The organism is Aurantimonas litoralis (assembly GCF_026153195.1).
In the GTDB taxonomy this organism is placed as follows: domain Bacteria; phylum Pseudomonadota; class Alphaproteobacteria; order Rhizobiales; family Rhizobiaceae; genus Aurantimonas; species Aurantimonas coralicida.
Genome location: NZ_JAPFBM010000001.1, coordinates 1 through 26,155, shown reverse-complemented (window position 1 = coordinate 26,155; position 26,155 = coordinate 1). Strand labels below are relative to the sequence as shown.

General features: G+C 66.8%; 26 protein-coding genes. 15 read left to right on the top strand and 11 right to left on the bottom strand.

The window, feature by feature from the left end; translation table 11 throughout:
• Window positions 1–15: 15 nt before the first annotated feature.
• Window positions 16–1,017: a Tim44 domain-containing protein gene (locus tag N7I30_RS00130; protein WP_483212674.1), complete on the bottom strand. Its 1,002-nt coding sequence runs from the start codon at window positions 1,015–1,017 to the stop codon at window positions 16–18.
• Between the two features lie 116 nt (window positions 1,018–1,133).
• Complete coding sequence (locus tag N7I30_RS00125) at window positions 1,134–2,324, bottom strand: vWA domain-containing protein (RefSeq protein ID WP_498635998.1); 1,191 nt, start codon at window positions 2,322–2,324, stop codon at window positions 1,134–1,136.
• On the opposite strand from N7I30_RS00125, the gene N7I30_RS00120 reads away from it, so the two are divergent.
• Both N7I30_RS00120 and N7I30_RS00115 read left to right on the top strand, forming a co-directional pair.
• Window positions 2,262–2,762: a hypothetical protein gene (locus N7I30_RS00120; RefSeq protein WP_475364996.1), complete on the top strand. Its 501-nt coding sequence runs from the start codon at window positions 2,262–2,264 to the stop codon at window positions 2,760–2,762. The two genes, N7I30_RS00125 and N7I30_RS00120, sit on opposite strands and share 63 nt — an antisense overlap.
• 7 nt (window positions 2,763–2,769) lie before the next feature.
• Window positions 2,770–3,105, top strand: a complete 336-nt coding sequence (locus N7I30_RS00115) for a helix-turn-helix domain-containing protein (protein WP_024351980.1) — start codon at window positions 2,770–2,772, stop codon at window positions 3,103–3,105.
• A 30-nt stretch (window positions 3,106–3,135) separates the two neighbouring features.
• On the opposite strand, the gene N7I30_RS00110 is transcribed toward N7I30_RS00115, so the two are convergent.
• From N7I30_RS00110 to N7I30_RS00100, 3 genes are read right to left on the bottom strand one after another with little or no spacing between them, the layout of a single operon-like run.
• The gene (locus tag N7I30_RS00110) at window positions 3,136–3,966 is read right to left on the bottom strand and encodes a PhzF family phenazine biosynthesis protein (protein WP_498637080.1); all 831 of its coding nucleotides are present in this window, start codon (window positions 3,964–3,966) and stop codon (window positions 3,136–3,138) included.
• Window positions 3,966–4,421: a GNAT family N-acetyltransferase gene (locus tag N7I30_RS00105; protein WP_498635996.1), complete on the bottom strand. Its 456-nt coding sequence runs from the start codon at window positions 4,419–4,421 to the stop codon at window positions 3,966–3,968. Before N7I30_RS00105 ends, N7I30_RS00110 begins: the two co-directional genes overlap by 1 nt.
• Window positions 4,422–4,462: 41 nt before the next feature.
• Entirely contained in the window at window positions 4,463–5,302 is an 840-nt protein-coding gene (locus N7I30_RS00100; RefSeq protein WP_024351977.1) for an AAA family ATPase, read from the bottom strand.
• A 205-nt stretch (window positions 5,303–5,507) separates the two neighbouring features.
• On the opposite strand from N7I30_RS00100, the gene N7I30_RS00095 reads away from it, so the two are divergent.
• The 5 genes from N7I30_RS00095 to N7I30_RS00075 all read left to right on the top strand — a co-directional run bounded on the left by N7I30_RS00095 (window position 5,508) and on the right by N7I30_RS00075 (window position 10,714).
• Complete coding sequence (locus N7I30_RS00095; protein WP_498635993.1) at window positions 5,508–6,746, top strand: MFS transporter; 1,239 nt, start codon at window positions 5,508–5,510, stop codon at window positions 6,744–6,746.
• A 103-nt stretch (window positions 6,747–6,849) separates the two neighbouring features.
• Window positions 6,850–7,044 carry a hypothetical protein gene (locus N7I30_RS00090; protein ID WP_491372413.1) on the top strand — a complete coding sequence of 65 codons (195 nt, stop codon included), beginning with the start codon at window positions 6,850–6,852 and terminating at the stop codon, window positions 7,042–7,044.
• Between the two features lie 150 nt (window positions 7,045–7,194).
• Window positions 7,195–7,809, top strand: coding sequence for an SCO family protein (locus tag N7I30_RS00085; protein WP_498635991.1), 615 nt, complete (start codon window positions 7,195–7,197; stop codon window positions 7,807–7,809).
• A 143-nt stretch (window positions 7,810–7,952) separates the two neighbouring features.
• Window positions 7,953–9,839, top strand: coding sequence for a cation:proton antiporter (locus N7I30_RS00080; RefSeq protein WP_024351973.1), 1,887 nt, complete (start codon window positions 7,953–7,955; stop codon window positions 9,837–9,839).
• 5 nt (window positions 9,840–9,844) lie between these two features.
• On the top strand, window positions 9,845–10,714 hold the full coding sequence (locus N7I30_RS00075) for a 50S ribosomal protein L11 methyltransferase (RefSeq protein ID WP_228239853.1): 870 nt from the start codon (window positions 9,845–9,847) through the stop codon (window positions 10,712–10,714).
• Window positions 10,715–10,717: 3 nt separating this feature from the next.
• On the opposite strand, the gene N7I30_RS00070 is transcribed toward N7I30_RS00075, so the two are convergent.
• Together N7I30_RS00070 and N7I30_RS00065 are read right to left on the bottom strand one after the other, a co-directional pair.
• Window positions 10,718–11,029 (bottom strand): hypothetical protein, encoded by a 312-nt coding sequence (locus N7I30_RS00070; protein ID WP_491391379.1) that lies wholly within the window; start codon window positions 11,027–11,029, stop codon window positions 10,718–10,720.
• Window positions 11,030–11,188: 159 nt separating this feature from the next.
• A complete protein-coding gene (locus tag N7I30_RS00065) occupies window positions 11,189–11,398 on the bottom strand; it encodes a hypothetical protein (protein WP_024351970.1) in 210 nt (69 codons plus the stop codon).
• Between the two features lie 233 nt (window positions 11,399–11,631).
• On the opposite strand from N7I30_RS00065, the gene N7I30_RS00060 reads away from it, so the two are divergent.
• Entirely contained in the window at window positions 11,632–13,470 is a 1,839-nt protein-coding gene (locus N7I30_RS00060; protein WP_498635988.1) for an aminopeptidase P family protein, read from the top strand.
• A 104-nt stretch (window positions 13,471–13,574) separates the two neighbouring features.
• Here N7I30_RS00060 and N7I30_RS00055 read toward each other — a convergent pair whose 3' ends face one another.
• The 3 genes from N7I30_RS00055 to N7I30_RS00045 all read right to left on the bottom strand — a co-directional run bounded on the left by N7I30_RS00055 (window position 13,575) and on the right by N7I30_RS00045 (window position 16,896).
• Window positions 13,575–14,015 (bottom strand): BA14K family protein, encoded by a 441-nt coding sequence (locus N7I30_RS00055; RefSeq protein ID WP_040325767.1) that lies wholly within the window; start codon window positions 14,013–14,015, stop codon window positions 13,575–13,577.
• Window positions 14,016–14,224: 209 nt separating this feature from the next.
• Complete coding sequence (locus tag N7I30_RS00050; protein WP_498635986.1) at window positions 14,225–16,039, bottom strand: glycoside hydrolase family 15 protein; 1,815 nt, start codon at window positions 16,037–16,039, stop codon at window positions 14,225–14,227.
• A 152-nt stretch (window positions 16,040–16,191) separates the two neighbouring features.
• Window positions 16,192–16,896 (bottom strand): cytochrome c oxidase assembly protein, encoded by a 705-nt coding sequence (locus tag N7I30_RS00045; protein ID WP_498635984.1) that lies wholly within the window; start codon window positions 16,894–16,896, stop codon window positions 16,192–16,194.
• 317 nt (window positions 16,897–17,213) lie between these two features.
• Between N7I30_RS00045 and N7I30_RS00040 the strand changes: the two genes are divergently transcribed.
• From N7I30_RS00040 to N7I30_RS00010, 7 genes are all read left to right on the top strand, one after another.
• Window positions 17,214–17,834 carry a hypothetical protein gene (locus N7I30_RS00040; protein ID WP_498635982.1) on the top strand — a complete coding sequence of 207 codons (621 nt, stop codon included), beginning with the start codon at window positions 17,214–17,216 and terminating at the stop codon, window positions 17,832–17,834.
• A gap of 119 nt (window positions 17,835–17,953) precedes the next feature.
• Entirely contained in the window at window positions 17,954–18,907 is a 954-nt protein-coding gene (locus tag N7I30_RS00035; RefSeq protein WP_009210127.1) for a YihY/virulence factor BrkB family protein, read from the top strand.
• A 537-nt stretch (window positions 18,908–19,444) separates the two neighbouring features.
• Window positions 19,445–20,005, top strand: coding sequence for a hypothetical protein (locus N7I30_RS00030; RefSeq protein ID WP_498635979.1), 561 nt, complete (start codon window positions 19,445–19,447; stop codon window positions 20,003–20,005).
• A 144-nt stretch (window positions 20,006–20,149) separates the two neighbouring features.
• The gene (locus tag N7I30_RS00025) at window positions 20,150–21,112 is read left to right on the top strand and encodes a hypothetical protein (protein WP_498635977.1); all 963 of its coding nucleotides are present in this window, start codon (window positions 20,150–20,152) and stop codon (window positions 21,110–21,112) included.
• Entirely contained in the window at window positions 21,109–21,369 is a 261-nt protein-coding gene (locus N7I30_RS00020) for a hypothetical protein (protein WP_498635975.1), read from the top strand. Before N7I30_RS00025 ends, N7I30_RS00020 begins: the two co-directional genes overlap by 4 nt.
• Before the next feature lie 140 nt (window positions 21,370–21,509).
• Entirely contained in the window at window positions 21,510–23,507 is a 1,998-nt protein-coding gene (locus N7I30_RS00015) for an AAA family ATPase (protein ID WP_498635973.1), read from the top strand.
• Window positions 23,504–24,310 (top strand): metallophosphoesterase, encoded by an 807-nt coding sequence (locus N7I30_RS00010; RefSeq protein WP_498635971.1) that lies wholly within the window; start codon window positions 23,504–23,506, stop codon window positions 24,308–24,310. The genes N7I30_RS00015 and N7I30_RS00010 overlap by 4 nt, the downstream gene beginning before the upstream one ends.
• A 44-nt stretch (window positions 24,311–24,354) precedes the next feature.
• On the opposite strand, the gene N7I30_RS00005 is transcribed toward N7I30_RS00010, so the two are convergent.
• On the bottom strand, window positions 24,355–25,701 hold the full coding sequence (locus tag N7I30_RS00005; RefSeq protein WP_498635969.1) for a plasmid recombination protein: 1,347 nt from the start codon (window positions 25,699–25,701) through the stop codon (window positions 24,355–24,357).
• Between the last annotated feature and the right edge of the window lie 454 nt (window positions 25,702–26,155).

Below are 26,155 nucleotides of genomic sequence, written 5' to 3'. Positions count from 1 at the left end.
CCGGCCCGTGAGAGATCAGGTTTCCTGGATGGCGGAGAGTTTCCACTCGCCGCCCTTGTCGCGCACGAAGGTCCACAATTCCGTCGTCTCGGTCGGGGTGTCGGGATCGCCCTCGACGACCTCGCCGGTGGTCCGGTCGCGCATCACGTCGATCGACGAATAGCGCATGGCGAGGCTTGCATACTCGGTGTCGCCCTCGCGCCATGCCTCGGCGATGTCGCCCTGCTCGAGCTTGACGTCGAGAACGTCGTTCTTGCGGCCGGACGTGGCGTTCTCCGACAGTTCCTCCGCGAGATAGGACATGATCTCCGGCGTGGTGATCGTCCGCAGCGCGGCGTAATCCTCGCGCGAGAACGCCGCCTGAACCTCGTGCAGCTTCTGCTCGAAGGTGTCGAGGTCGGCGTCGGTGATGCCGATCTCGTCGGACGGTTCGGCCGCCGCAGTCGCCGCGCCCGCCGCGGCGCCACCGCCGAGACCTGCGCCCGAGCCGATCGAGGGAATGCGGAAGCTGCCATTGCCGGCCGGTTGCGCCGGCTCCTCATAGGCGCGGCGCTCGGTGGGGCTGGAGCCGTTGGCACGGACCGGGCTCGGATTGCGGCTACGGAAGAAGCGGATCAGCAGCATCGCGCCAAGACCGATGAGCAGGCCCTGGACCAGGAGGGCGAGGAAGCCACCCATGCCGCCAAAGCCGGTGCCCATCAGCATGCCGAACAGGCCGCCCAGCATCAGGCCGCCGAGAAGGCCGCCGCCGATGCCGCCGAAGAGACCGGGACGCCGGGCGCCGGCGGCGCTCTGCGCGGCGCTGCCGCCAGGCTGCGTAGCCTGGCCGGGCGTCATCGAGCGCTGCACGGGCGCGGCGCTTGGGGCCGTCCTGGTCGCCGGCGCGCTCTGATAGGTGCGAAAGCCCCGGCTGCCGAAGCTGCCGCCACGCCGCGCGTCGGCATAGTCGACCGCGACGAAGGAGAAGACAAAGAGAAGGCTCGCGAAAAGCGAGCCGAGGCGAAGGCGGTTGGCCATGTCGGTTCCCGTCTGGTTGCGTCCCGCCCAATATGGGGAATGCCGGATCGCCGCGCTATGCCTGCCTGAAAATTATGCATGCAGAACGGGCGGAAACCGGGCAGTCCGCCACCGATTCAGCGCGACAGCGTCTTCGTTGCCGCCTCGATGCCCTTCAGGGTCATCGGGAACATCCGGTCCTCCATGGCCTCGCGGATCATGGCGATGGACTGGGTCCAGTCCCAGTGCTGGCGCGGCACCGGGTTGAGCCAGACCGATTTCGGCCATTGCCGCGTGAAGCGATCGAGCCAGACGGCGCCGGGCTCGGCGTTCCAGTGTTCGACCGAGCCGCCGGGCATGGCGATCTCGTAGGGGCTCATCGAGGCGTCGCCGACGAAGACGGCGCGGTATTCCGGCCCGAAGCGGTTGAGGACGTCCATGGTCGGGATTGCCTCGGCATGGCGGCGGTGATTGCTCTGCCACAGCCGCTCATAGGGGCAGTTGTGGAAGTAGAAAAATTCGAGGTGCTTGAGCTCCGAGCGGGCGGCGGAGAACAGCTCCTCGACCTCGCGGACATGATCGTCCATCGAGCCGCCGATATCGAGGAAGAGCAGCACCTTGACAGCGTTGCGCCGCTCGGGCCGCGTCTTGACGTCGAGATAGCCGTGCTCGGCCGTAGCGCGGATCGTGCCGGAGAGGTCGAACTCCTGTTCGGCGCCGTCGCGCACCCAGCGGCGCAGCCGCTTCAGCGCCACCTTGATGTTGCGGGTGCCCAGCTCGATGCTGTCGTCGAGGTCGCGGAACTCGCGCCGGTCCCAGACCTTCACGGCCCGCCGGTGGCGGCTTTCCTTCTGGCCGATGCGCACGCCTTCCGGATTGTAGCCATAGGCGCCGAAGGGGGAGGTGCCGCCGGTGCCTATCCATTTCGAGCCGCCCTGGTGGCGCTCCTTCTGCTCCTCCAGCCGTTGTTTGAGCGTCTCCATGAGTTTGTCAAAGCCGCCAAGGGATTCGACCAGCTTCTTCTCCTCGTCGGTGAGGTGCTTCTCGGCCAGCCGCCGCAGCCATTCCTCCGGCAGTTCGCGCGCGTCGACGCCGTCGCCGGCCTCGCCGGATACGGCCTCCACGCCCTTGAAGACGTCGCCGAAGACCCGGTCGAAGCGGTCGATGAAGCGCTCGTCCTTCACCAGTGTCGCGCGGGCCAGATAGTAGAAGCCCTCGACATCGTAGGTGACGAGATCGGCCCGCATGGCGTCGAGCAGGGCGAGATGCTCGCGCAGCGTGACCGGCACGCCGGCGGCCTTGAGCTTGAGGAAGAAGGTCAGGAACATGGCCGCGAGAATAGGGCAGCAGGGGCGGGAAGTCATTGTCTGGACGACAAGCGCAACCTATCATTGCCGCAGTTGAATGCGCTACGCCAGCGGCGTATATATGAGGGGCAATTGGCTTCGAGCCTGGAAATCCAGATCGCCGAGACGCGGCGTTTCGAACTCGACTGCGCGCTTTACCAGTTCGGCGGCGCGGCCAAGGAACGCGCGCTGGATATTTTAGGGAACGACCCGGCGATCGGGCGCCCCCATGTGGAAAACGCGGCGCTTTGGCAATGGAGCTTTGGCGAGTTCGACCTGATCTATGCGATCAGCGGCGATTTTTCGAAGCTGGTGCTTCTCGAGTTGCGGCCCCAGTCGGTTCGGCAGCGGCAGCCTCTGGAGCAGGTGTTCGCCGTGATCGACCGGATCAATGCAATCAAGCGACTGTTCGGATTGTGAGCGCGTGATGAAGGCAAGAAAGACCCAGGAAGAAGCCGACGCCCATATGCTCGAGTCGCTGGAGCAGGCGCTGAAATGGTTTCAGGGCGACGATTCGCAGGTCACCGTCCATCGCTACAAGATCGAGGTGCCGGACGTCGCCCGGCTGCGGCGCAAGCTGAAGCTGACCCAGGCGGATTTCGCGCTGAAGATCGGCGTGCCTATCGCGACGTTGCGCAACTGGGAGCAGGGGCGGCGCTATCCGACCGGCCCGGCCCGGGTGCTGCTCAACGTGCTGGCCCGGCGGCCGGAACTGGTGATGGAAGCCATCGATGCCGCCCAGACCGTCGAGGCTGCGGAATAGGGCGCATCGGCCTGACCGCTTGATGCCCTCTCAGCCGGGAACGGCGATCTCGCCTGTCAGATAGAGCACCGCTTGACCGGCCACGACGACCGTCTCGCCCTCCAGACGGCAGCGCAGATCGCCGCCACGCCTCGACACCTGCCGCGCGGTGAACGCGCTTCCGCCGAGCTCCACCGCCCAATAGGGCACCAGCGAGCAATGCGCCGAACCGGTGACCGGGTCCTCGTCGATGCCGGCCTTGGGCGCGAACATGCGCGAGACGAAGTCGAGGCCGGAGCCGGGCGCGCCCTGTGCCGTGGCGATGACGTTGCGCGGCGGCAGGGCGGCGATCGCCCGGATGTCGGGAACGAGCGCCTCGACCTCGGCCGCGCTGTCCATCACCGCCAGCCACGACGTGTCGTTCGGCACGGCATAGGAGATCACGGCCTTGGGCTGCGCGCCGAGGGCCTCGGCCAGTTGCTCGATCTCTGCGACATCCACGGTGCCGGCCTCGTGCCGGCGCGGGAAGCGCATGACGAACCAGCCGTCCTCGCCGCGGGTCACGGTCAGTTCGCCGGATTCGCGCGTCACGAAAGTCAGCGTCGCCGCGCTCTCGTCGAGGCATTCGGCGAGGACGAAGGCGGTGGCCAAAGTCGCGTGGCCGCAGAGCGGCACCTCGATCGCCGGGGTGAACCAGCGCAATTCCCAGCGCGCCGGGCCGGCCGGCAGGAAGAAGGCCGTCTCGGCCAGATTGTTCTCGGCCGCGATCGCCAGCATGTCGGCGTCCGGCAGCCAGGCTTCGAGCGGCACGACGGCCGCCGGATTGCCGGCGAACAGCCGGTCGGTGAAGGCATCGACCTGGTAGATCGGCAGGGTGGTCATCACGGGAGCTTTCGCTGGTACTTGATGAAGGGCGTCACCGCCGCAATGCGGTCGTAGAGCTTGCGCGCAGTGGTGTTGAAGTCCTGCGTCATCCAGTAGACGGTCGGTGAGCCCGCCGCGTCTGCCGCCGCATAGACCGCCTCGATCAGCCTGCGTCCGACACCGGTGCCGCGCACCTCCGGGTCGGCATAGAGGTCCTGCAGATAGCAGACATTCTCGACCCGCCAGCAATGGCGGTGGAACAGGAAATGCACGAGGCCGACGGGCTGGCCGTCCGCTTCCGCGATCAAGCCACGGAACTCGTTGTCGTCGCCGGACAGAAGCCGCGCGAAGGTCGTGGCATAGACCTCCTCCGACACGCTCGCCTCGTAGAAGGTCAGATAGTCGGTCCACAGCCGGCGCCATTCGGCCTCGTCGTCCGGTCCGATCGGGCGAATCCGCACCGCGTCCTTCATGCTGGCTCCTGTTCGTTCCGTTCGACGGGCGCCGTCGCCCTTCACCCCTGCCGCCGCGCCAGGAAGGCGAGCCGCTCGAAGAGGTGCACGTCCTGCTCGTTCTTCAGAAGCGCTCCGGCGAGCTTGGGCAGCGCCTTCGTCGGGCTTTCGCGCAGATCCTTGGCCTCGATGTCCTCGGCGACCAAGAGCCGGATCCAGTCCAGCGCCTCGGAGGTCGAGGGCTTCTTCTTGATGCCGGGCTGTTCGCGGATCTCGTAGAACTGGGTCAGCGCCGCGCGCACCAGATCCTGCTTGATGTGCGGGTGGTGGACGTCGACGATCCGCGCCAGCGTCTCCGGGTCGGGGAACTGGATGTAGTGGAAGAAGCAGCGGCGCAGGAAGGCGTCCGGTAGTTCCTTCTCGTTGTTGGAGGTGATGATGACGATCGGCCGGTGCTTCGCGCGGATCGTCTCGTCGGTCTCGTAGACGTCGAACTCCATCCGGTCGAGTTCCTGCAACAGATCGTTGGGAAACTCGATGTCGGCTTTGTCGATCTCGTCGATCAGAAGCACTACGCGCTCTTCCGAAGCGAAGGCCTCCCAGAGCTTGCCGCGGCGGATGTAGTTGCGGATGTCGTTGACCTTCTCGTCGCCGAGCTGGCTGTCGCGCAGCCGTGAGACGGCGTCGTATTCGTAAAGGCCCTGCGCCGCGCGGGTCGTCGACTTCACCGTCCACTGAATCAGCCGCAGCCCCAGCGCCTCGGCGATCTGGAAGGCGAGCTCGGTCTTGCCGGTGCCGGGCTCGCCCTTCACCAGCAGCGGCCGCTCCAGCGTGATCGCGGCGTTGACCGCGATGGTGAGGTCCTTGCCGGCCACATAGGCGTCGGTCCCGGTAAAGCGCATGCGCGTCATCCTGTTCGTCGTCTTCGCAATCGCGGGAACCATAAGGGCCGGCGGGGCACTTGCAAGCCGCAGCAGATGTCTTTGCCGAACGCACCGTCAAACGGGGATGATCACCGTCCGGCCTGCCCTATCTCGCAACTGCGAAACGGCGGCGGTCTCCGTCATGCCGCCGAACCCGCCGCGGCCCTACCGACAGGATCAGACGATGACACAGGCTTCCGCCATCGCAGGCGCGCCAGAGGATATGGTTGAGACAGACGCGCGGCCGTCCGGCCTCGGCCCGGTGCTGACCGTCTTTTTCGCCTTTGCCTGCGGCGCGCTGGCGGCCAATCTCTATTACGCCCAGCCCCTCGTCGCGCTGATCGGCGAGGATACCGGCCTGTCGGTGGCAGCGGAGAGCGCCATCGTCACCGTGGCGCAGATCGGCTACGCCATCGGCCTCGTGCTGCTGGTGCCGCTTGGCGACGTCGTCGAGAACCGCCGACTGATCCTCGTCACCATGGCGGCCAATCTCGTGGCACTGGCCGGCCTGGCGCTGGCGCCGGGCCTGACGGCGCTGTTCGCGACGATGCTGTTCGTCGGCGTCTCGTCGACCGCCGCGCAGATGCTGGTGCCGCTGGCCGCCAATCTGGCCCCGCCGGACGAGCGCGGCGCCGTCGTCGGCAATGTCATGAGCGGGCTTCTGGCCGGTATCCTCCTCGCCCGGCCGGCGGCGAGCTTCCTGGCCGACTATGTCGGCTGGCGGGGCGTGTTCGGCCTGTCCGGTGGGCTGGTGGCGGTGCTGATGGTCGCCGGGCTGGCGCTGCTGCCGCAGCGGCGTCCGGAGGGCACGCGCGGCTATGGCGCGCTGATCGCCTCGCTCGGCAAGCTCTTCGTGCACCAGAAAGTGCTGCGCCGGCGCGGCCTCTACCATGCGGCGATGTTCGGGGCGTTCTCGCTGTTCTGGACGGCGGCGCCGATCATCCTGCTGCGCGAGCCCTACGGCTTTTCGCCGAGTGGCGTCGCGCTGTTCGCGCTGGCCGGCGTTCTCGGCGTCTTCGCCGCGCCCATCGCCGGACGGCTGGCCGATCGCGGCTATACCCGCATCGGCACCATCGCGGCCATCGCCACCGTCGTCATTGCCTTCGTCGCCGCCCTGTTCGGCGAGACCTCGCTGGTCGCGCTGGTCGCGGCCGGCATCCTCATCGACCTCGGCGTCCAGGCCAATCTCGTCTTCGGCCAGCGCGAGATCTACCAGCTCGATGCCAGCATCCGGAACCGGTTGAACGCCGTCTACATGACGACCTTCTTCCTCGGCGGCGCGCTGGGCTCTGCCCTGACCAGCCCGGTGCTGGAAACCTTCGGCTGGACCGGCATCTGCGTCATCGGTATCGCCATGCCGGGCGCGGCGCTCCTCTATTATCTTGCCGCCGATCGCGGTGAGGGGGCGAGCGCCGCGGCCTGAGCGGCGCAGGCGGCACCGGTTCGTCGCGCGTTGCCGGGCGCCAGGTGCGTGGCGGGCCGATCGGCGCTATGATGGCCGGAGCGAAGGCGCGCAGGACGGACCGATGACGCAGGATGTCCCAACGATCGAGGAACCACGGCAGGGCGCCGCTACACATGGCGGCCGGACTGCGCTGCTGATCGCCCTGGCGGTCGTCGCGCTGGCGCTTCTTTCGGGCGGGGCCGTCGCCGGCTGGGCGCAGCATGGCGAAGCAATCTTCCTGCATCTCCTGGAGGCCGGCTGGGCAGCCTGCTTCTGACAGGACACGAGGTCGGCACGGGCGCCGCGACGATTGGCGCCTTCGTGAACGTCGATCAGCACCGTACCTGTCGCGCAGCGGCCTCCCGCCGTGCTATCGGCACTGCAATACAGACCGACAGATGCACGAGCAGGGGACGGGCGAGGCCGCATGCGGCGCCCGCTGGACGACATGAGTGGAGTGAAGATGTTCCGGGCCGCGCTCTGGACGATCGTGGGGCTGATTGCGGGCGCGGCGGTGGCCCTGGCGCTGATCTACGCCCAGGGCGGCCCCGGCCGCAGCGGCGAGCCCTACGGCTCGGACTTCTCGCTGATCGACGAGACCGGCCAGCCCTTCACCCAGGCCGAGCTGCGGGCAAAGCCGACGGCGGTGTTCTTCGGCTTCACCCATTGCCCCGAGGTCTGCCCGACGACGCTCTACGAGCTGGCCGGCTACCAGAAGCAGCTGGCGGAAAAAGGCGGCGATCTGCAGGTGGTCTTCGTCACCGTCGATCCCGAGCGCGACACGCCCGAGGTGATGAAGAACTATGTCGAGGCGGTCTCCCCGGACATCACCGCGCTGAGCGGCTCACCGGACAAGATCGCCGCGATGCTGAAGGGCTGGGGCGTCTACTCCGCCAAGATCGGCGAGGGCGACGACTACAACATGGACCACACCGCCACGACCTTCCTGATCGACGAGACCGGGGAACTCGCTGGCACGCTGGCCTATGGCGAGAACCCCGATACCGCGCTGGCCAAGCTGGAGCGCCTCGTCGGCGTCTGACGCAACCCGCGCGAATACCGGCGTGCAGGGGTTTCCGATCCGGCACGCTGGACTAGTTTCGGCTCATCGCAGAACATTGGTCGGAACGGGCGTGGTCGTGAAGGCCGCATTGGCCGTGTCGCCCGGCCCCGGGAATCTCCTTCATGCATGATCTTGCCCTTCAGCTCGCTCTCATTGGCGTTGCCGGCATCGCGGCCCAGTGGCTGGCGTGGCGCGTCCAGGTGCCGGCCATTATCCTCCTGCTCGGCGTCGGGCTGTTGTTCGGGCCGATCACCGGCTTCATGAATCCGCGCGAGGATTTCGGCGACCTCTATACGCCGCTGGTCTCGACCGCCGTCGCGATCATCCTGTTTGAGGGCGGGATGACGCTGAATTTCCGCGACATCCGCGAGACCTCGACCGCCGTGCGCCGCATGGTCATCATCGGCGGGCCGCTGGTCTGGGTGATGACGGCACTCGCCGGCCATTACATCGGCAATCTGAGCTGGCCGACCGCGATCATCCTCGGCGCGATCCTGGTGGTCACCGGCCCAACGGTGATCACGCCGCTGCTGCGCCACGCCAAGCTGAAGAACCGGCCGGCCTCGATCCTGCGCTGGGAAGCGATCGTCAACGATCCGATCGGCGCGCTCTTCGCGGTGATCGCCTTCGAGACGTATCTGGTCCTGAACGCCGGCCATGAGGCCGAGAATCTGATCCTCAACGTCATCCTGGCGATCATCATCGCCATTCCCGGCGGCTTCCTGGCCGGGCGCTTCCTGAGCTGGGTCTTCGCCCGCGGCGAGGCGCCCGAATATCTGAAGGCGCCGATCCTGCTGGTGGCCGTGGTCGGCATGAATTCGCTGACCAATCTGGTGCTGGAGGAGGGCGGCCTGCTGACTGTGACCGTCATGGGCATCACCATGGCGAACACGCGGATCGCCAGCCTGAGCGACCTGCGGCGGTTCAAGGAGACGATCACGCTGCTGCTCGTCTCGGGCCTGTTCATCATCCTCACCGCCTCGCTGCAGCGCGAGGTGTTGGCGAGCCTCGAATGGCGCGTCATCGGCTTCCTCGCGGCGGTGCTCTTCGTGGTGCGGCCGGTGGCCGTGTTCGTCAGCACGCTCGGCGCCGGCCTGACCTGGCGGGAGCGCCTGCTGGTCGGCTGGATCGCGCCGCGCGGCATCGTCGCCGTGGCGGTCGCCGGCCTGTTCGGCGCGACCCTCAGCGGCCTTGGGGTTGCCGATGCCGACCGCATGATCGCCTACACCTTCGCTTTGGTGGCGGTGACCATCCTCCTGCACGGCTTCACGCTGGGACCGCTTGCCCGGGCGCTGGACCTGCGGTCGGCCGACCGGCCAGGCATCCTGTTCGTCGGCGCCTCGCGCTTCACCATCGCCTTTGCGCGCCGGCTGAAGGCCCAGGACGTGCCGGTGCTCATCGCCGACGCCAACTGGTCGCGCATTTCCGAGGCGCGGCTGGCCGAACTCGAGGTGTGGTACGGCGAGATCCTCTCCGAGGCGGCCCACCACAATCTCAACCTGTCGCGCTTCGACCACATGGTCGCCGCCACCGACAACGACGCCTACAATGCGCTGGTCTGTACCGATTTCGGTCCCGAGATCGGCCGCTCCGAGGTCTTCCAGATCGGCAAGATCGAGGGCTCCGACCGGCGCTCGATGAACTTCACCATCGGCGGCCAGCCACTGTTCCAGCCGCCCAAGACCTTCACGGAACTGCGCGATCTGGTGGTCGACGGCTGGAACTTCCAGGCGACCCGGCTGACCGAGGAGTTCGACTATGAGCGCTTTTCGGCGACGCGCCCGGAAGGCACCCACGTGATCCTGTGGATCCGGCCCTCCGGCAATCTGCTCTTTGCGTCGAACGAGGGCTCCGGCGAGCCGGGCGAAGGGGACACGATCATCTCCTTCGGGCCCAAGCCGCCCCAGCGCGACCAGGAAAAGATCGTCAAGGCGACGACCACCGAGCGCGAGGCGCGGGCCGAGAAGGCCCGCATGACCAGCGAAGCCGTGAAGCCGAAAGAGGGCTAGCAGGAATGCCGCAGATCCGTTTCTACGTCACCGCGGACAAGGCCGCGGCCGACGCCTGCTACGCCGCCGTCGAGACCGCCTTCGAGGATCTCGGCACGCCGGTGTCGCTGGCCGAGATCGACGAGGCGAGGGCGATTTTCGAGGTCTCGGCCTATGTCGACGCGCCCGATGGCGAGGAGGCCGAACGCCTGTTCGCCGGCGCCATCGCCGAGGCCGGTGGCGGCGAGATCTGCCGCGAGGACCTGCCCGACAAGGACTGGATGGCCGATGTCCTGGCGGCGCTGAAGCCGGTGCGCGCCGGACGCTTCCTGGTGCATGGCGCCCACGACCGCGACAAGGTGAAGACCAACGATCTGGCGATCGAGATCGAGGCCGGACAGGCTTTCGGCACGGGACATCACGGCACGACGGCCGGCTGCCTGGAGACGATCGCCCGGCTGGCGACCCGCCGCAAGCCGCGCAACGCGCTGGATCTGGGCACCGGCAGCGCGGTCCTGGCCATCGGGCTGGCCAAGCTCGCGCGGGTGCCGGTGCTGGCAACCGACATCGACCCGGTGGCCGTCCGCGTGGCGCGGGCGAATGTCGAGGCCAATGGCGTGGCGAATTTCGTCGATTGCGCCACGGCCATCGGCTTCGGCGCCGAGGCGATCCGCGAGCGCGCGCCCTACGATCTGATCGTCGCCAACATTCTGGCCGGGCCGCTGATGAAGCTCGCGCCTGAGTTCCACCGGCATCTCGCCCATGGCGGCGACATCGTCCTGTCGGGCATCCTGACCACCCAGCGCAACGCGGTTCTCGCCGCCTTCCGCAACCAGGGGCTCTACCATGTCGCCACGCTGGTGCGCGGCGAATGGGTCACCCTGCATCTGCGCTAGGCGTCAGGCGGCTGGCGCGACACCGATCGGAACCGGCCGCAAATCGGCATCGTCGGGATAGCGCAGGAAGGATTGCTTCTCTGTCTCGCGAAACCGTATTCCGCCGACCTCCAGCGCGCTGACCGGCGACCGGCCGTATTCCAGGGCAAGCCGATCGACGGCGCGCCAGTGCAGGGCGGTTCTCAGATCGCGTTGCCGGACGGCCGCCCGCACCTCGCGCTCGCATGCGTGGTGAAACCGGAGGGTCATCGGATCGCAGCGCGCGCGCAGGGCGTCGTAGTCGCGCCAGACGGCGTCCGGCACGACGAACACCACATCGGGCTTCAGGCACTGCAGGCACATGGCGGCCTCACGCGGCGAACAGGACAGGGCCGAGCCTACAGCACCGGACCGGACACGAAAACGCCGGCGCGCAGGGGGCTGCGGCCGGCGTCTGTTTCGGTCGGAATGGCTGCAGTGAAGCGGCCGGGCTGTTCAGCCCCGCTCGGGCGCGCGACCCTCGAAGAGCGACTCGCGTGCGTTGGAGCCGAATTCCTCGCGGCCCATCATCGTGAAGTGGTTGTCGACATAGCGACGGGCCTCGCGCTCGCGGGCCTCGATCACCCGGTCGAGCATGTTGCGCATGAAGCCCCTGGAGCGGGCGGAATTGCGCAGGGATACGTCGGTATAGGTGGAAGTCGCCATGGAAAGTCTCCTGTTCGGCTCGTGGCCTCCCGGTGACCTCAATATGCGTTGCCGTGTCCCCGTCAGGTAGAGTCCGCACTGCATAGGTCCGTCCCGTTTTTGCAGTGCAACATCGGCCGGCCTGACATAATCCGGTAACCTTTGCGCTTCCTTGCCAAATGCATATGTTCCGGCCCCGCAGACAATCCGCCGCGCGCCGCAGCGCGGCCTCCTCCTTTTTCAAGAGCCAACCGATGTTCCAGAGCTTCGACGAGATCGCCGACTTCTCCCAGAGCGCGGCCCGGGTCGCCCGCCTGCGGGACGGCCTGCGCGCCGACGGCGTCGACGGCTTTATCGTGCCGCGCGCGGACGAGCATCAGGGCGAATACATCCCGCCCTCGGCGGCGCGGCTGGAATGGCTGACCGGCTTTTCCGGCTCGGCCGGCGTCGCGGTCGTGCTGGCCGGCAGCGCGGCGATTCTTGTCGATGGCCGCTATACGCTGCAGGTGCGCCAGCAGGTCGATCTCGACGTCTTCGAACCGGTCGCCTCGGCCGAGACCTCGCTGGCCGATTTCCTGAAGACTGAAGCCGCGGGCAAGCGCATCGGCTTCGATCCCTGGCTGCATACGGCGGGCGAGGCGAAGCGCCTGCGCACGGCGCTGGAATCGGTCGGCGGCGAACTCGTCGCTTTGGCCGCCAATCCGATCGACCGGATCTGGAACGACCGTCCGGCGCCGCCGGCCGGTCGCGCCGTCATCCATCCGGAGAGCTTCGCCGGCAAGCCGGCGGGCGACAAGCTCGCAGAGCTGGCGAAAATGATTGCCGATGCGAAGGCCGATGCGACGATCCTGACCGACCCGTCCTCCATCGCCTGGGCCTTCAACATCCGCGGCTCGGATGTGGCGCACACGCCGCTGATGCTGGGCTTTGCCATCCTGCGCGCCGACGGGCGCCCGACGCTTTTCGTCGATCCGGCCAAGCTGGACGATGCGGTGCAGGACCATCTTGCGGCGCTGTCCGACATCGACACGCCGGAGGCCTTCGAGCCGGCGGTCCGGCGGGAGGCCTCCGGGCGCACCATCGGTCTCGATCCGCAGCTTGCCGCGGCGCGCCTGTCGACCATCGTCGAGGCCGCCGGCGGCACGGTGGCCAAAATGCCGGACCCGGCGCGACTGCCGCGGGCGATCAAGAATGACGGCGAGATCGCCGGCGCGCGCGCCGCGCATCTGCGCGACGGCGTCGCGATAACGCGTTTCCTCGCCTGGTTTGACCGGCAGGAGCCCGGCACGGTCACCGAGATCGCCGCCGCCGAAAAGCTGGAAGCTATACGCGCCGAGCATGCGCAGGAGGACGGTTTTCCGCTGAAGGACATCTCCTTCGACACCATCGCCGGCTCCGGCCCGAACGGCGCGATCGTCCATTACCGGGTGAACCGCGATTCCGACCGGCTGCTGCGCGAGGGCGAACTGTTCCTCTTGGATTCGGGCGCCCAGTACCAGGACGGCACCACGGACGTCACCCGCACCCTGCCGGTGGGCGAGCCGACCAGCGAAATGCGCCGCAAGTTCACGCTGGTGCTCAAGGGCATGATCGCCATTGCGACGGCGCGGTTTCCCAAGGGCACGCGCGGCGTCGACCTCGATCCACTGGCCCGCATCGCTCTGTGGAAGGCGGGCTGCGACTTTGCCCATGGGACCGGCCACGGCATCGGCTCCTATCTTGCCGTCCATGAGGGGCCGCAGTCGATCTCGCGGCGTGGCATGGCGGTGATCGAGGCCGGCATGATCCTGTCGAACGAGCCGGGCTATTACCGTGAAGGCGCCTTCGGCATTCGCATCGAGAATCTCATCTTGACCGAACCGGCGGCGGAGATCAGCGGCGGCGACATCGCCATGCACGGCTTCAAGACGCTGACGCTCGCCCCGATCGACACGCGGCTGGTCGCGCCGGAGCTGATGACGGCGGACGAGATCGCCTGGCTGGATGATTATCATCGGCGGGTGCGCGCGGCGCTCGGCGAGCGGCTCGACGCGGCCGACCGCGACTGGCTGGAGGCGGCGACGCGTCCGGTCGGACGGCCGATCGTCGCCTGACGGCGCCCTAGACGAAAAAGACCCGCCGCAGGGATTGCGGCGGGTCTTCCGGTTGCAGGCCTTGCCCGCGGGACGCGCGGGGATGGCCGGGTCGTTGCGGCCGATCAGCGGCAGACGCGACGCGGGCCGTGATAGGGCTGGTAGGTGCCGCTGCGCGGGTCGAACGACCGGTACTTGTCGGCGCAGTAGCGATACCATTCGCCGGTGCCATAGGCCGGCGCGTAGCCGCGCGGCGCGACGCGGTAAAGCGGGCGCGGCGCGTCGTAATAGCGGGGCTGGCTGGCAATGGCCGCGCCGATGCCGAGGCCGATGATGCCGCCGAGAACGGCCGCGCCACCGGAATCGATGCCGCGATGGCGGCGATAATGGCGGCGCCCGCCGCGATAATGCCGTCCGCCGCGATAATGGCGACGCCCGTAATGGCGCCCGCCCACCAGGTGAACGCCGGCGCCGACAAAGGGCTCGGCCTGGGCCTGGGCGATGCCGAGCGGGGCCCCCGCCGGCAGGGTGGCCGGCGCCACCGCCAGCGCGAGAGCAACGGCCATAGACCTGACCGCAAACGACTTGAACAATTTCATACCGACCTCCGGGCGACAGATTCCATCCTGTTCCATTGAACGTCCGGGAAGCTGAATGGCTCCTGAACGATCAGGCCGATCACGTAATGGTTGATGAACGGCCGTCGCCGATACCTTGGCGAGCGCCCGCGCCGCCCTGATCCGCCCCGAGGCCGGGCAGCCCCGCGGCGGGCCGGTCAGGCGACGGGCTGGCCATTCGTATCGGTGCGCTCCTTGGCCGGACCCTTGGCCCTTGCCAGATTCAGCGCCGTGATGATCACTCCGACATGGCTGAAGGCCTGGGGGAAATTGCCGAGCATCTCGTCGCCCACCGGATCGTATTCCTCCGCCAGCAGGCCGACATCGTTCTTCAGGCTACAGAGACGCTCGTAGAGGGCCACCGCGTCGTCGAACCGTCCGAGGAGGGCGTAGACGTCGGCCAGCCAGAACGAGCAGGCCAGGAACGCGCCTTCCTCGCCCTCGAGGCCATCGCTGGTCTCGCCATTGTCGTAGCGGATCACCAGACCGTCGCGCAAAAGGCGCTGCTCGATCGCCGCGACCGTGCCCTTCACCCGCGGATCGTCGGCCGGCAGGAAGCCGGTCAGCGGGATATGGAGCAGGCTGGCGTCCAGCGCCGTCGAGCCATAGGCCTGAACGAAGGAGCCGAGCTCCGCGTCATAGCCGTTCCTGCAGACGTCCTCATGGATGTCGTCGGCCACCCGCCGCCAGTGCTTGGCATAGTTTTCGCCGCCCTCGATGTCGGCGGCCATCTTCGACGCGCGGTCGAAGGCCACCCAGGCCATGACCTTGGAGTGGACGAAATGCCGGTGTTCGCCGCGGATTTCCCAGATGCCGTCGTCAGGCCGGCGCCAGGCTTTTTCCAAGAAGGGCATGACCGAATGGGCGAGGGCGGCCGAGCGCGGATGTGGGGCGAGGCCGCCCGTGCGCGCCTGGGCCAGGAGGTCGGCGACCTCGCCATAGATGTCGAGCTGGAACTGTTCGGAGGCTGCATTGCCGACCCGCACCGGCTGCGACTCGCGGAAGCCTTCGAGCCACGGCACCTCCCATTCCAGGAGATGCCGCTCGCCGGCGACGCCGTACATGATCTGCATCTGCGCCGGATCGCCCGCGACCGACCGCATCAGCCATTCGCGCCAGGCTTCAGCTTCCTCGTAATAGCCGAGATCCATGAAGGCCATCAGCGTCAGCGTGGCGTCGCGAAGCCAGCAATAACGGTAGTCCCAGTTGCGGCTGCCGCCGATCTCCTCGGGCAGCGACGTCGTCGCGGCCGCGACGATGCCACCGGTCGGCCGGAAGGTCAGCGCCTTCAGGGTGATCAGCGAGCGGCGCACCTCCTCGGTCCAGTTGCCGACCTCGGGGCAGCGGGAGGAGAAGGCGGTCCAGAACGCTTCGGTGTCTGCGAGGGCCGCCTCGGGGTCGGTGCCCGCCAGCGGCTCCTGGTTGGACGGCTGGTGCAGGAGGGTGAAAGCCAGCCGCTCGCCCGCCGAGACGGTGAAGCGGCCCTTGGTGTGCATGTCCTCGCCATGCAGATTGACCGGCGCGCGCATCACCAGCATCTCCGGTCCCGCGACGGCCGTCATCGTGTCGCGGTCGACGCGCGTCACCCAGGGCACCGTCCGGCCGTAGTCGAAACGCATGACGAGGTCGAAATCGAGATCGACGCTGCCTTCGAGGCCGACAACGATGCGCATGACGTTGGCGATGCCGTCGCGGGGCGGCATGAAGTCGATGAGCATGGCGCTGCCGGTCGCCGTCCTGAACGTTGTCTCGAGGATCAGCGTGCCGTCGCGGTAGCGCCGCGAGGAGGTGAACTCCAGATCGCTCGGCGCGATGCGCCAGCGGCCGTTCTCCGGCGTGCCGATCAGCGAGGCGAAGCAGGCGCGGGAATCGAAGCGCGGCAGGCAGAGCCAGTCGATCGAACCGTCTTTGGAGACGAGGGCTGCGCTTTCGCAGTCCCCGATCATGGCGTAGTCGGCAATACTGCGATGCAAACCCTGCTCCTCGATCCTGTTCCCTGGCCGCGACCGCAGGCGTTGCAGGCAGCGAGGGTCAGCAGGATAGGGCCACGGCCGCGGCGTAAAAGGTCGCCGGCTATCAAACCGCCGTAAACAGTGCGGCACGGCACCCTGACATCATGTCGCGGTCAGCGCAGGCCGGGACCGTCCGTCCTGCCCGCCGCGGCGGTGTCGGACCCGAGCAACCGCTGCACCAGCACAAGGCCCCCGACAAGGCAGGGAAGGCCGCCGAACACCGCCATCAGGATGCCGCCGAGACGCTGGTCGTCGAGGCGTTCGAAGCCGAAGGCGCCGACGCAGACATCGGGTGCGTAGACGAGGACCGGCGCCAGCGCGAGGAGGACGCCCAGCATGGTCATGTGAATGAAGGTCGCCAGCATGGCGAAGGCGCCGATGGCCGCGTCGCCGGAATGACGGCCGGCGAAGCTGACCGCCCAGACGAGGAGGCCTGCGGCGAGAAAGCTGACCTGCTGCACCACGAAGACGCCGCCGTCCCGCGCCGCGGCCTCGTGCAGCACCGGCGTGTGCCAGCCCCAGATGACGAACATGTCGAAGGCGGAGGCGGCGATCGCCGAGCCGATGCCCGGGCGGATGACGTGCAGGCCGATGCCGATCCGCCGCAGCCCGATGACGATCATCGGCGCGGCCAGGGTGACGATGCCCAGATGCAGGATCATGTGGGCGGAAAAGGCCCGCCGGCTCATCTCGACCAGCGGACTGAGCCACAGGCCCGCCAGAATGGCGATGCCGAGCGCCGCCGGCCAGGCGCGGATGAGCGCGCGCCGATGCGTTGCGCCGATGTCCGGTGATCCTGCGTCGGCGATCCGTTCCATCCCTGCCATTCTAGGGCAGGCGCGCCGCGCGTCCTGCCGATCTCGCGGCGCCTGCCATTTGGCGTTTCATTGCGGAAACTTGCCGTCACTTGCCATCACGCATTCCGATCTGTCTGCTGGCGCGCTCAGGACAAGACACCGCATGATGGCGGCAAGGAAAGTTACGCAATTGTCTCCGCCGCGACAGTTTTCCCGCGCTTATTCTGGCAAACCTTATTGGCAAGTCGCCTGTCAGCACATATCTATAAGGCGACACGGTCGTTGCGGCCGTGATTCACCTGATCCCTTGCATATACCGCCGGCTGAGGCCGGTCTCCATGCACACAGCTACGAGCACGATGAAACCACAGTCGAAACCGTTCACCGTCGCCGTGAAACGGCGCAAGCTTTCGCCAGAGGGCAAGAAGAAGTCCGTCTGGTCGGATGTTTCGCATCTGATCGCCGCGGCCGAGAGCGACCTTGCCCGTGACGAGGAAGAGGCACCCGCCGCTGCCGCCACCAAGGCGCCGGCAAAGGCCGAGCCGTCAGCGGGCAAGAGCGACGCGGCACCGGCCCGCCAGCCGCGCATTCTCCAGAGCCGGCCGAGCGAACCCGTCATGGCCGAGCCGGAAGCCGACCTGGAGCCGGTCGAGCGTCCGGTGCGCCGTCGCGGCCGGCCGCGCAAGGTGGTCGCCGAGACACAGCAGCGTCCGGTCGCAGTCGAGGCCGAGAGCCAGTCGCAACCGCAAATCGAGCGTGACTGGAGCCGCACCCCGGCCGTCGACGCAGCACCGGTCGCTCCGGCGCCGGTGGCGGAACTGCAGACGGCTGAAACCAGCCTCGCCGAGATCGAGACGGCCGCGACCGAGGCACGCCCGGCGGGCCGCCGTCGCCAGCGGACCGGTGGCCTGCGCGCCGGCGAACGCTGGAAGCGCCATCTGCCCCGCTGGTCGCGCTGATCCGCCCACTGGGCTTTGACCGGTCTGCGGTCGCGGAGCCAGAGGCAGCGTCCCGCGTTGTGCCGCCCGACCCCGCAGGAGAGATTGCGGCGGACGCAAGCCTGTGCGAGAGCGGCTGAATGGACGCAAAGGCCGAAAACGAAACCGCGCGCGACAAGCGCCGGCCAAACGGAGTCCTGAGCGAGCATCCAGAGGATCTCCTCTTCGGCTCGGGCTGGCGAGCGGTCTGGGCGGTGCTGCGGGAAGCGATCCTGCGCCTTTGGAACGACGACGCCATGGGGCTGGCCGGCAACATCGCCTTCCGCGCCGTCCTCGCCATCTTTCCGTTCCTGATCTTCGCCAGTTCGCTGACCGCCTTCATCGGCAATCGCGAAATGGCCGACGGCCTCGTCACCTTCCTGATCGCCATCGTTCCACCGGCCCTGGCCGAGCCGCTGGTGTCGGAGGTGATGAACATTGTCACCATACGGCGGGGCGGGGTGCTCAGCGTCGGCGTTCTCCTGACGATCTGGTTTGCTATCGGCGGCGTCGACGGCGTCCGTGTCGGCCTGAACCGCGCCTATGACATTCGCGAGACCCGCTCGACCATCGTCCTCTATCTCCTGCAGGTGCTGACCGTCGTCCTGACCGGGCTGGTGCTCGTCGTCGTCGGCTATCTCCTGGTCCTGGCGCCGCGCGCCGGATCGTTCCTGCACCAGCTGATGCCGGGCTTCCAGCCCTCTTCAGTGACGCCCAGCTTGGTGCGCTATCCCGCGACCGCGGCGATCCTGACGACGGCTCTGTTCGTCGCCCATGTCTTCCTGCCGGCGCGGCGCTCGCGCTTCAGCAACATGTGGCCGGGCATCCTGTTCACGCTCTGCGCCTGGTCGGCGCTCGTGGCAGCCTTCTCGGTCTATATCGGCCAGTTCGCCAATTACGCCAGCTACTATGCCGGCCTCGCCGGGATCATCGCGGCGCTGTACTTCCTGTACCTGGCCGCCCTGGTGCTGATCTTCGGCGGCGAGCTCAACCGCGCCATCCGGATCCGCCGGCTCGCCCGCGCCCTGCGTCGGGATAAATTGGGCAACGGTTAGTGGGGGTGTATCGAGAACGATAGACGACAATACAACATTTATACGCGTAGGCTGTTGACCTGAGTTGCACAATTCCGTCGTTCGCGTCGAACGCGATGCCTTTGTCCGTTTGCAAAGAAGAGCAGTCTGTTGCCAAGGAGACTTGCGGAAGATTTCACACAAGAGAGCTTCCCGCAAAGCCGGGCGGAGGCTTAAAGGGCCGATATCACATTGTGTGCTGGCTGGCGTGCTGTTGGGGTGGCGCTTAAGTGGCGTCCACAACGGGCATGGGTGACAATCGCTACGCGACTGGACGCTATACGTCTGGATCGATATTTCGATCGAGTTTTATTAAACTGCGTGACATCTGCCGGAGTGAGTCAAAAATACTTCCGAAGTTTACTTGTCATCCACGATTTCGCGCCAATATCGCTGATACGCCCGCAATCACGCGGTCGGAACATCGGTCGGAATGCAGGTAGCTCGTAGAGCGGCTACCGGAGGAGTTGGCGCTCCCCCAGCAGCCTGACCATCACTGACTCGTACTAGGAGATCAGAATGGCTCACACCGTGATGCCGCGCACCCGCGCGTCTTGCAATACCCCACCCATCACCATCGGTTCGCCCCTTCAGCATCAGGCAAGCCTGGCGCCAAGGCCTGACGTCCCACGCCATGCCGTGTCGCTCGGCGACACGACTTCCGCGCAGCGCAATCCCTTCGATCCGTGTGATGAGCCGCCGGTGGTCCCGGCAGCATTTGCCGGCGCGACGGTGCCGAGCATCGTGAAGGGCAGGGCGGGCCCGGCCAACGCTCCCTGCGAACTGGAACGCTCGCCGGCGGCCGCTCCGCGATCTATCCCCGACGAGCGCGTCCCTGAAGCACGAGCGGCCGCGTTTGTCCCCGCGCCGTTCGGCCCGGTGTTCTCCGCCAGTGAGATCACCGCAACACGGTGGCTGCTGAGGACGCTGCGCGACGAGCAGCTGTTTCTGGTCCCGCCCGAGGGGATCAAGGCCCCCGGCTGCGTCATCGACGGCGGTCTGTTGACCAGGCTCGCGCGGATCCGCGTGATCTGCAGGGTCGACGCCGGTCCGTTCGGCATCATCGTCACCTCCGCCTAGACAGCCGACGCTGACCATCCCGCCATGCGGGGTGGCCGACGCGCGATCGTCACGTGTTGCGTGTCGGTCGGCGCTGCTCACGCTCATCTCATCATTCCAGACACGTCGTCCGCCGATCGTCATCGCGGACGCGGAGGAACCGCTATGCCCAGAACCAGCAAACTTGGAACCAGCAAACCAGACGGCCGCCGTTCACGGCAGGCCAAGGATGAACCCCGCACCGCGTCGACACCGGAAGCGCGCGTGCAAAAGCTCGCGCTCGATATCGTCGCCAAGGCGGCCGCCGCCGCTGCAAGCCCCACCCCCGAAGATCCATGCTTCGGTGCATGGACGCCGCTGCAGGCCTTCGGGCTTTCGGTCACGACCCGCACCGGCCAGGCGCTGCCGGGCGTCATCGCCATCGGCCTTGAAGCCGATCCGCGGCTGAAGGTGCTGCAGGAAACGCGCCTGCCCATCACAGCAACCGCACTCTCCATCGGCGACCAGGACACGGCCAGGGATGTCGTCCTTGGCGATGAGGAGCGACCCGTCCGGTACCTTGCGGTCGATCTCATCGTCATCGACCGGACCACCGGCCATGCGACGTTGCTCGACGTCAAGCGCGGCAGTGCCCTCTACTCCTCGAGGGCACGCCTCGATCTGTGCACTGCCATGGCAGCCTGTGCACTCACCGCGCCTGCAGCCCTTCTCCGGTTGAAGGTCTCGATCGCCTCGGCGTCATGGGGGATCATCGACCTTGGAGGGGCCGCCGGTTTTGCCGAAGACCGCTGCGTGTCCGGCGCCGAGATCAACACGTTCTTCGATGTTCCGATCACGCCGCTGATCGAGCTGTTCAACCAGACGATCGCAACGGGTTACTCGGCCGAGATGCAGCGGTTGGTTGGCCGAGTGTTCGACACGCCGGATGTGACACAAGGCGGCGCGGACGAGTGGACCGAGAGCGATGGTCAAGCACCGAGGGAACTCACGGTCAGGTCACCCAGGTCCGTCAGGTCGGTCGGTTGCGCTCCCCGTCTGCCGCAGCGCCTGATCGGTCCGCATGAACGCCGTCGGCTGGCACTGGTGTCTGGAAGCGGCAGTCGCTCCCGGCACCGGGGCCGGACATGACCGTGGTGCCGTTTGCCCGATGCGACCGGCAGGGTTCGCGCGACAGGCGCGATCCGGCTGCGGTGCCGGCGCGGATCTGCGCCATGCCGGCGTCCACCCTGGTGGCCTACACCATCCGCCGCAGCCGCGCCGGTGCGGCGCGCGGCGAGATCGCATCGCTGATCGGTCGGCTTCGCCAGGTCGATGATCCAACGGCCGCGGTCCTGGCCGATCATCTCGAGCAGTTGCGGCGTATCCGGACGAGGCAGACGCCGTGACCAACGGCGCCACCGGATAGCACTGGGTGATGTGCCGACACACCAGAGGGGAGGGCGCTGCCATCAGCGCTCTCCTCCCTCTCCGATCACAGCAACCGGCGTGCCGTGCCGACGGGCCCGAAGACGCGAGGAAGGCCCCGATGCCGACAGATCTGCGAACAGGCTTCGAACAGCTGCGCGAGCGCGCGCGAAGGGAACAATACGTCATGCAAGGCGAACTGGACGACATTGCGGATTCGGGTTCGCACAGGGATCGGATCGTCGCGGCGCTGAGCCCGTCCGCGCGCCTGTTGTTCGATGCCATCGACGGCAACGTGGCGGCCGCCACACGCTCGCTAGGGGAGCGGACGCTCCTTATCACCGTCAGCGTGTTCTCGTCTGAGTGGCTCGACACGGCGCGGCAAGCGGTGAAGGCGTCGATCCGCGCCGCATGGCCCGATCAATACCTGACGATCACCGTTTTGACGGCAACGTCCGAGAGCCGCCTCGAGCACGGCTATCCGTTCGAGCTTCAGCGTCTGCCCGAGATGCTGGCCGAGGCGTCACCCTGCCTCTGCCTCTTCCCGCCGGACCATGAACCGCCAGAGATGCTGCGTGCCATCTCGGATGCTGTCGTTGAGATCGCCGATCCTGTGCGTGAAGATATCGAACGCCTGCTCGGTCTGGGTGGTGCGCTGTCCCATCTGCCGGACGGCACGATGGGCTCGGCCTACAGGCCGCTCGAACTCGACTTTGCGGTCGGGCGCGGCCGCTCCCCTGCTGAGCGTCTGTGCCTGCTGCAGGAGATCCGTGAACTGCGGTTGGCGGATGAAGCGCGCTCCGGTGCAGGACCCGCTGGCACAACCGGCGCAGCGCGGCCGCGCATCGAAGACCTGCATGGCTATGGTGAGGCCGGGCGCTGGGCCCTGCAACTCGTTGCCGACATGTCCGCCTATTGTGAGGGCACGATTGGCTGGGAGGACGTCGATGCCGGTGCGCTGTTCGTCGGCCCGCCCGGGACGGGCAAGACCCTGCTGGCCCAGGCCATCGCAAACTCTGCCGGTGTCCACTTCATCGCAACGAGCTATGCCCAATGGCAATCGAACCGGTCCGGTCATCTGGGGGACGTCACCAAGGCCATTCGTGCCGTGTTCGAGGCGGCCGCGAAGAACCTGCCGGCGATCGTCTTCATCGACGAGATCGATACGGTCCAGGGGCGCGGCGGATCCGACAGGTCCGCCGACGCCTGGTTCACGGCGATCGTTACCTGCCTCTTGGAGTGTTTGGACGGGATTGGTCGGCGCGAAGGCGTCGTGGTCATCGCGGCCTGCAATGACGATGCAAACCTCGATGCGGCGCTGGTCCGGTCGGGACGCCTCGACCGGCGGTTCTGGATCGACCTGCCCGACGAAGCGTCATTGGCCGGCATCTTCCGCCACCATCTTGGCGACGGCATCGACCCGTCCGCAATCGATCGGGTCGCGACGCTGTTCGCCGGAACGCTGTCAGGGGCCGATGTCGTCCGCATTGCCCGCGATGCCCGGCGCCGGGCGCGCCTTGCCGGTCGGTCCCTCCAGACCGAGGATGTGATCGCAGTTGCCGTTCCCGGCGACGAGCGTGCGCCGGCTGTCCGCCGGCGTATTGCCATCCATGAGGCTGGCCACGCCGTTGCCCGGATGCACTTCGGGCAGGTGCCGACGTCACTTTCTCTTGTCGAGACGGAACACAGCGGCGGCGCGGTCGTCTTCGACGTCGACGAGGCGTCGTTCGAGGGCCTTCCCGGTGATGTCGTCAAAGAGGCGGTCTGCATGCTCGCGGGTCGTGCCGCCGAAGAGGTCATTCTTGGCTCGCCCTCAGCCGGTGCCGGTGGCTCTGGCAGTTCCGACCTTGCCCAGGTGACCCGCATCGTTGCGAACGCGGAGACATCCCTCGGGTTCGGCGGCACGCTCGTGCATGGCGCACAGATCGACGGCGCGGCCGTCCACCGTCGGCTGGCACGGCTCTATGCCGAGACGATCGTTCTCGTGCGACGGCACCGGACCGCGATCGAAGCGCTCGCCGATCTTGCTCTCGAGCGTCGTGTTCTCGGACGGGCGGCACTCCTGGACTTCGCAAGAGGCCATGGCTTCATGGATCCTGACCATGGAGGCCCCGCATGACCCGGCTGCTCGTACTGTCGGACCTTCACCAGAATGACGGCGGCCGCTCCTTCGATCCGGCGAACGAGATCACCACGCCGTTCGACATTGCCATCGTTGCGGGCGACTGCGCCGGCAGGCTGACGGCCTCGATCAAATGGCTGGAGGAGCGGTTTGCCGGGGTGCCGACGGTCTATGTTCCCGGCAATCACGACTGGTACCGCGATGGCTCGCCGTATGGCTTCACCGTCGAGGACGAGCTTCAGGCCGGTCGTGACCTGGCCGCCAGGTTCGGGATCACGCTCCTGTCCGACGCGGCCGCGACGATCAATGGCCTGACATTCCTCGGCGCAACGCTCTGGACCGATCTGCGGTCGGACTCCCACGTCAGCCGCGCGCAGGCCCATGCGGCGGCACGACGCGGAATGAACGACTACCGCTTCGTTCACCGCGCCTCGTCGACCCGGCGCTCGCGGCGGATCACGCCCGCAACGACGCTTGCCTGGCACCGTGCCTCGCTCCGGTTCCTCGCCGACGCGTTCGCCGGCGGCATCGATCCACGTCGTACGATCGTGGTGACGCATCATGCGCCGAGCCTGCGCTCCCTGGCGCTTCCGCACGATCCGCTGGACCATTGTTACGCGTCGGACCTCGAGCCTGCGATCGAAACGTGGCGGCCACGGATCTGGATCCACGGGCATATCCATGCGGCCCGCGACTACGGGGTCGGAGAAACGCGGATCCTTGCGAATCCGCTTGGCCGTGCCGATGAAGCGACGGGTTTTAAACGCAACTGCTTGATCGAAGCGGCGTCCACTGGTTAGGAACGCGCAAGCGCGACAGCCCACGCAGGCCCTGTTTACAGCTTCTACGGGCGCGCCTTATCGACCCCAGCGTTATTTGACAGTTCGGGTTCATCGAAGACCAAGGTCGGAAGCATCGGCTTCTCGGGTGTGCGGTGCTGCGACGATTGCGCCACGTTACTCGTTTGCTGCACCCATTCTCGAAAGACCGCGTCGATTTCGTCGGCCTTGGACGCCGGCCGCTTACGCAAATAGTCAGAGAGGACGCGATACAGCGAGGAAGCCGCCCCCGAGGATGGACTATGTTTCAGGATCCCCGCGGCTGCGTGGATCGCATTCGCGGCGCGATCCATATCGTCGTCCAGCAGCGATTGCTTCTGCGAAAGTTCACGTTCGGCGAGCTTCTGGGCTGCTTGCCGCTTCTGATCTGCAGCTTCGCGCGCCGCGGCTGCTGCGTCTCGGGCATCGAGAGCGTTCTGTCTGGCTTCGCACTCTTCTTCTTTCGCCAGAAGCGCAGCTTCGCGCTGGGCGAGGTCTGCTTCTGCCGCCTTCAGCGCCTGAAATCGATAGCGGCTCGGCGAGACGTGCCGTGCGCCTGTCTCGGACCACGGCCGTCCGCGGACGAGGCCAATTGGAGCGCAAACCTTCCCGGCCCAGTCTTGCAGCGCGCTGAGCTGATGCCTTTTTCCGAGATGTGTACGCACGCTGACCCAGGTTTTTGCTTCACCCGTTTTCGAAAGGCTCTGCCTGAGCGGTACGACGAAAACCGACAAATGAGGCGTCTTTTCATCGAGATCGAGGCGCCAACAAGCGACGCGCCAGCGCTTGTCCAAGACACAAGCCTCGAGCACAAGCCCCGCGAACGCCATGACTTTATGTGGATCGAACGCTTCGAGCCACCTCCGCGTTTCTTCCCCTGCGATGCGCGTCAGTGCCGGCCATCTGTGCTGCAGTTTATGGTTGGAGGTCGACGATGCCCCCTTTTCGGCGGGAAGGTCGTCAAGCCATTCACATTTCCAATGATTTTCAATCGTCAGGCGCCGCAGAATCGCTGCTCCATCAACGGCTTCAGCCGGCGGACTTGCAACGTCCTCATCTGCGGCAGCATCCGTACGTTTGAGCGCATCTGCTGTCACCGTGAACAGCAGTTCTGTGGCAATTGCTGCACCAATCCGCCTTTGAGCATTCGTGGCCATTGTCGCGTCGTCGATACGAGCACGGACATCGAAGGGATCCGCCCCCCGTGCCGGATCAACAGGTCTAGGTGCTCCAGCCAACATGAGACTGCGGCGTTCCGGATCGCAATGACCGAGGTCGCGGCCCTCCGAAGCGCGGCGACCGTGCGACGCCCCAGTGGCGGCACCAGCCGTGTTGGTTATCGATTCTTGCCTGACACAGATGAAATCAGTCATTGCAGTTGGCTCCAGGGCTTCCGTCCACCTACGTAGCCACGCCGACAAGAAAGAATCTCTGCGAAGAAATCGCGTCGACTCTGCGGTCCCGAAAAAAGCGCTAGTATGTTCCGCAGTTTTTGCTGCCAGAGCGGAAGGGTTGTCGCGACGCTACCTTCCTGACTTTGTTCTACGGCCTCTCGGTGCCAGTTCGCTGCCACTTCCTGTTTCGGTATCTCTGCCGGGCTCTGGGTTTTTTTAAGGGCGCTGCTCTTGGAACGCTTTGGGGGGCGCCTCGATGCGTGCAACGGCGTCAGATGGTTGCGTCAGCCGAATATCCGAGGTCGCTGTCACGGCCTTCCAGGCAGGGGCGTCGGGTCGCGTTGGGTCGGAGCTATGGCGGGAACTGGGTGATGACGGTTTGAGAAAGGCGGCGTATCGGGGCGGTTGTTGAAGCCTGCCCGAACCTCCAGAG

Bases quoted from the DNA above. Each gene is read 5' to 3' on its own strand.
- N7I30_RS00130 (WP_483212674.1), bottom strand. From the start codon at position 1,017: ATGGCCAACCGCCTTCGCCTCGGCTCGCTTTTCGCGAGCCTTCTCTTT.
- N7I30_RS00120 (WP_475364996.1), top strand. From the start codon at position 2,262: ATGCTCGCGCAGCGTGACCGGCACGCCGGCGGCCTTGAGCTTGAGGAA.
- N7I30_RS00125 (WP_498635998.1), bottom strand. From the start codon at position 2,324: ATGTTCCTGACCTTCTTCCTCAAGCTCAAGGCCGCCGGCGTGCCGGTC.
- N7I30_RS00115 (WP_024351980.1), top strand. From the start codon at position 2,770: ATGAAGGCAAGAAAGACCCAGGAAGAAGCCGACGCCCATATGCTCGAG.
- N7I30_RS00110 (WP_498637080.1), bottom strand. From the start codon at position 3,966: ATGACCACCCTGCCGATCTACCAGGTCGATGCCTTCACCGACCGGCTG.
- N7I30_RS00105 (WP_498635996.1), bottom strand. From the start codon at position 4,421: ATGAAGGACGCGGTGCGGATTCGCCCGATCGGACCGGACGACGAGGCC.
- N7I30_RS00100 (WP_024351977.1), bottom strand. From the start codon at position 5,302: ATGCGCTTTACCGGGACCGACGCCTATGTGGCCGGCAAGGACCTCACC.
- N7I30_RS00095 (WP_498635993.1), top strand. From the start codon at position 5,508: ATGACACAGGCTTCCGCCATCGCAGGCGCGCCAGAGGATATGGTTGAG.
- N7I30_RS00090 (WP_491372413.1), top strand. From the start codon at position 6,850: ATGACGCAGGATGTCCCAACGATCGAGGAACCACGGCAGGGCGCCGCT.
- N7I30_RS00085 (WP_498635991.1), top strand. From the start codon at position 7,195: ATGCGGCGCCCGCTGGACGACATGAGTGGAGTGAAGATGTTCCGGGCC.
- N7I30_RS00080 (WP_024351973.1), top strand. From the start codon at position 7,953: ATGCATGATCTTGCCCTTCAGCTCGCTCTCATTGGCGTTGCCGGCATC.
- N7I30_RS00075 (WP_228239853.1), top strand. From the start codon at position 9,845: ATGCCGCAGATCCGTTTCTACGTCACCGCGGACAAGGCCGCGGCCGAC.
- N7I30_RS00065 (WP_024351970.1), bottom strand. From the start codon at position 11,398: ATGGCGACTTCCACCTATACCGACGTATCCCTGCGCAATTCCGCCCGC.
- N7I30_RS00060 (WP_498635988.1), top strand. From the start codon at position 11,632: ATGTTCCAGAGCTTCGACGAGATCGCCGACTTCTCCCAGAGCGCGGCC.
- N7I30_RS00055 (WP_040325767.1), bottom strand. From the start codon at position 14,015: ATGGCCGTTGCTCTCGCGCTGGCGGTGGCGCCGGCCACCCTGCCGGCG.
- N7I30_RS00045 (WP_498635984.1), bottom strand. From the start codon at position 16,896: ATGGAACGGATCGCCGACGCAGGATCACCGGACATCGGCGCAACGCAT.
- N7I30_RS00040 (WP_498635982.1), top strand. From the start codon at position 17,214: ATGCACACAGCTACGAGCACGATGAAACCACAGTCGAAACCGTTCACC.
- N7I30_RS00035 (WP_009210127.1), top strand. From the start codon at position 17,954: ATGGACGCAAAGGCCGAAAACGAAACCGCGCGCGACAAGCGCCGGCCA.
- N7I30_RS00030 (WP_498635979.1), top strand. From the start codon at position 19,445: ATGGCTCACACCGTGATGCCGCGCACCCGCGCGTCTTGCAATACCCCA.
- N7I30_RS00025 (WP_498635977.1), top strand. From the start codon at position 20,150: ATGCCCAGAACCAGCAAACTTGGAACCAGCAAACCAGACGGCCGCCGT.
- N7I30_RS00020 (WP_498635975.1), top strand. From the start codon at position 21,109: ATGACCGTGGTGCCGTTTGCCCGATGCGACCGGCAGGGTTCGCGCGAC.
- N7I30_RS00015 (WP_498635973.1), top strand. From the start codon at position 21,510: ATGCCGACAGATCTGCGAACAGGCTTCGAACAGCTGCGCGAGCGCGCG.
- N7I30_RS00010 (WP_498635971.1), top strand. From the start codon at position 23,504: ATGACCCGGCTGCTCGTACTGTCGGACCTTCACCAGAATGACGGCGGC.
- N7I30_RS00005 (WP_498635969.1), bottom strand. From the start codon at position 25,701: ATGACTGATTTCATCTGTGTCAGGCAAGAATCGATAACCAACACGGCT.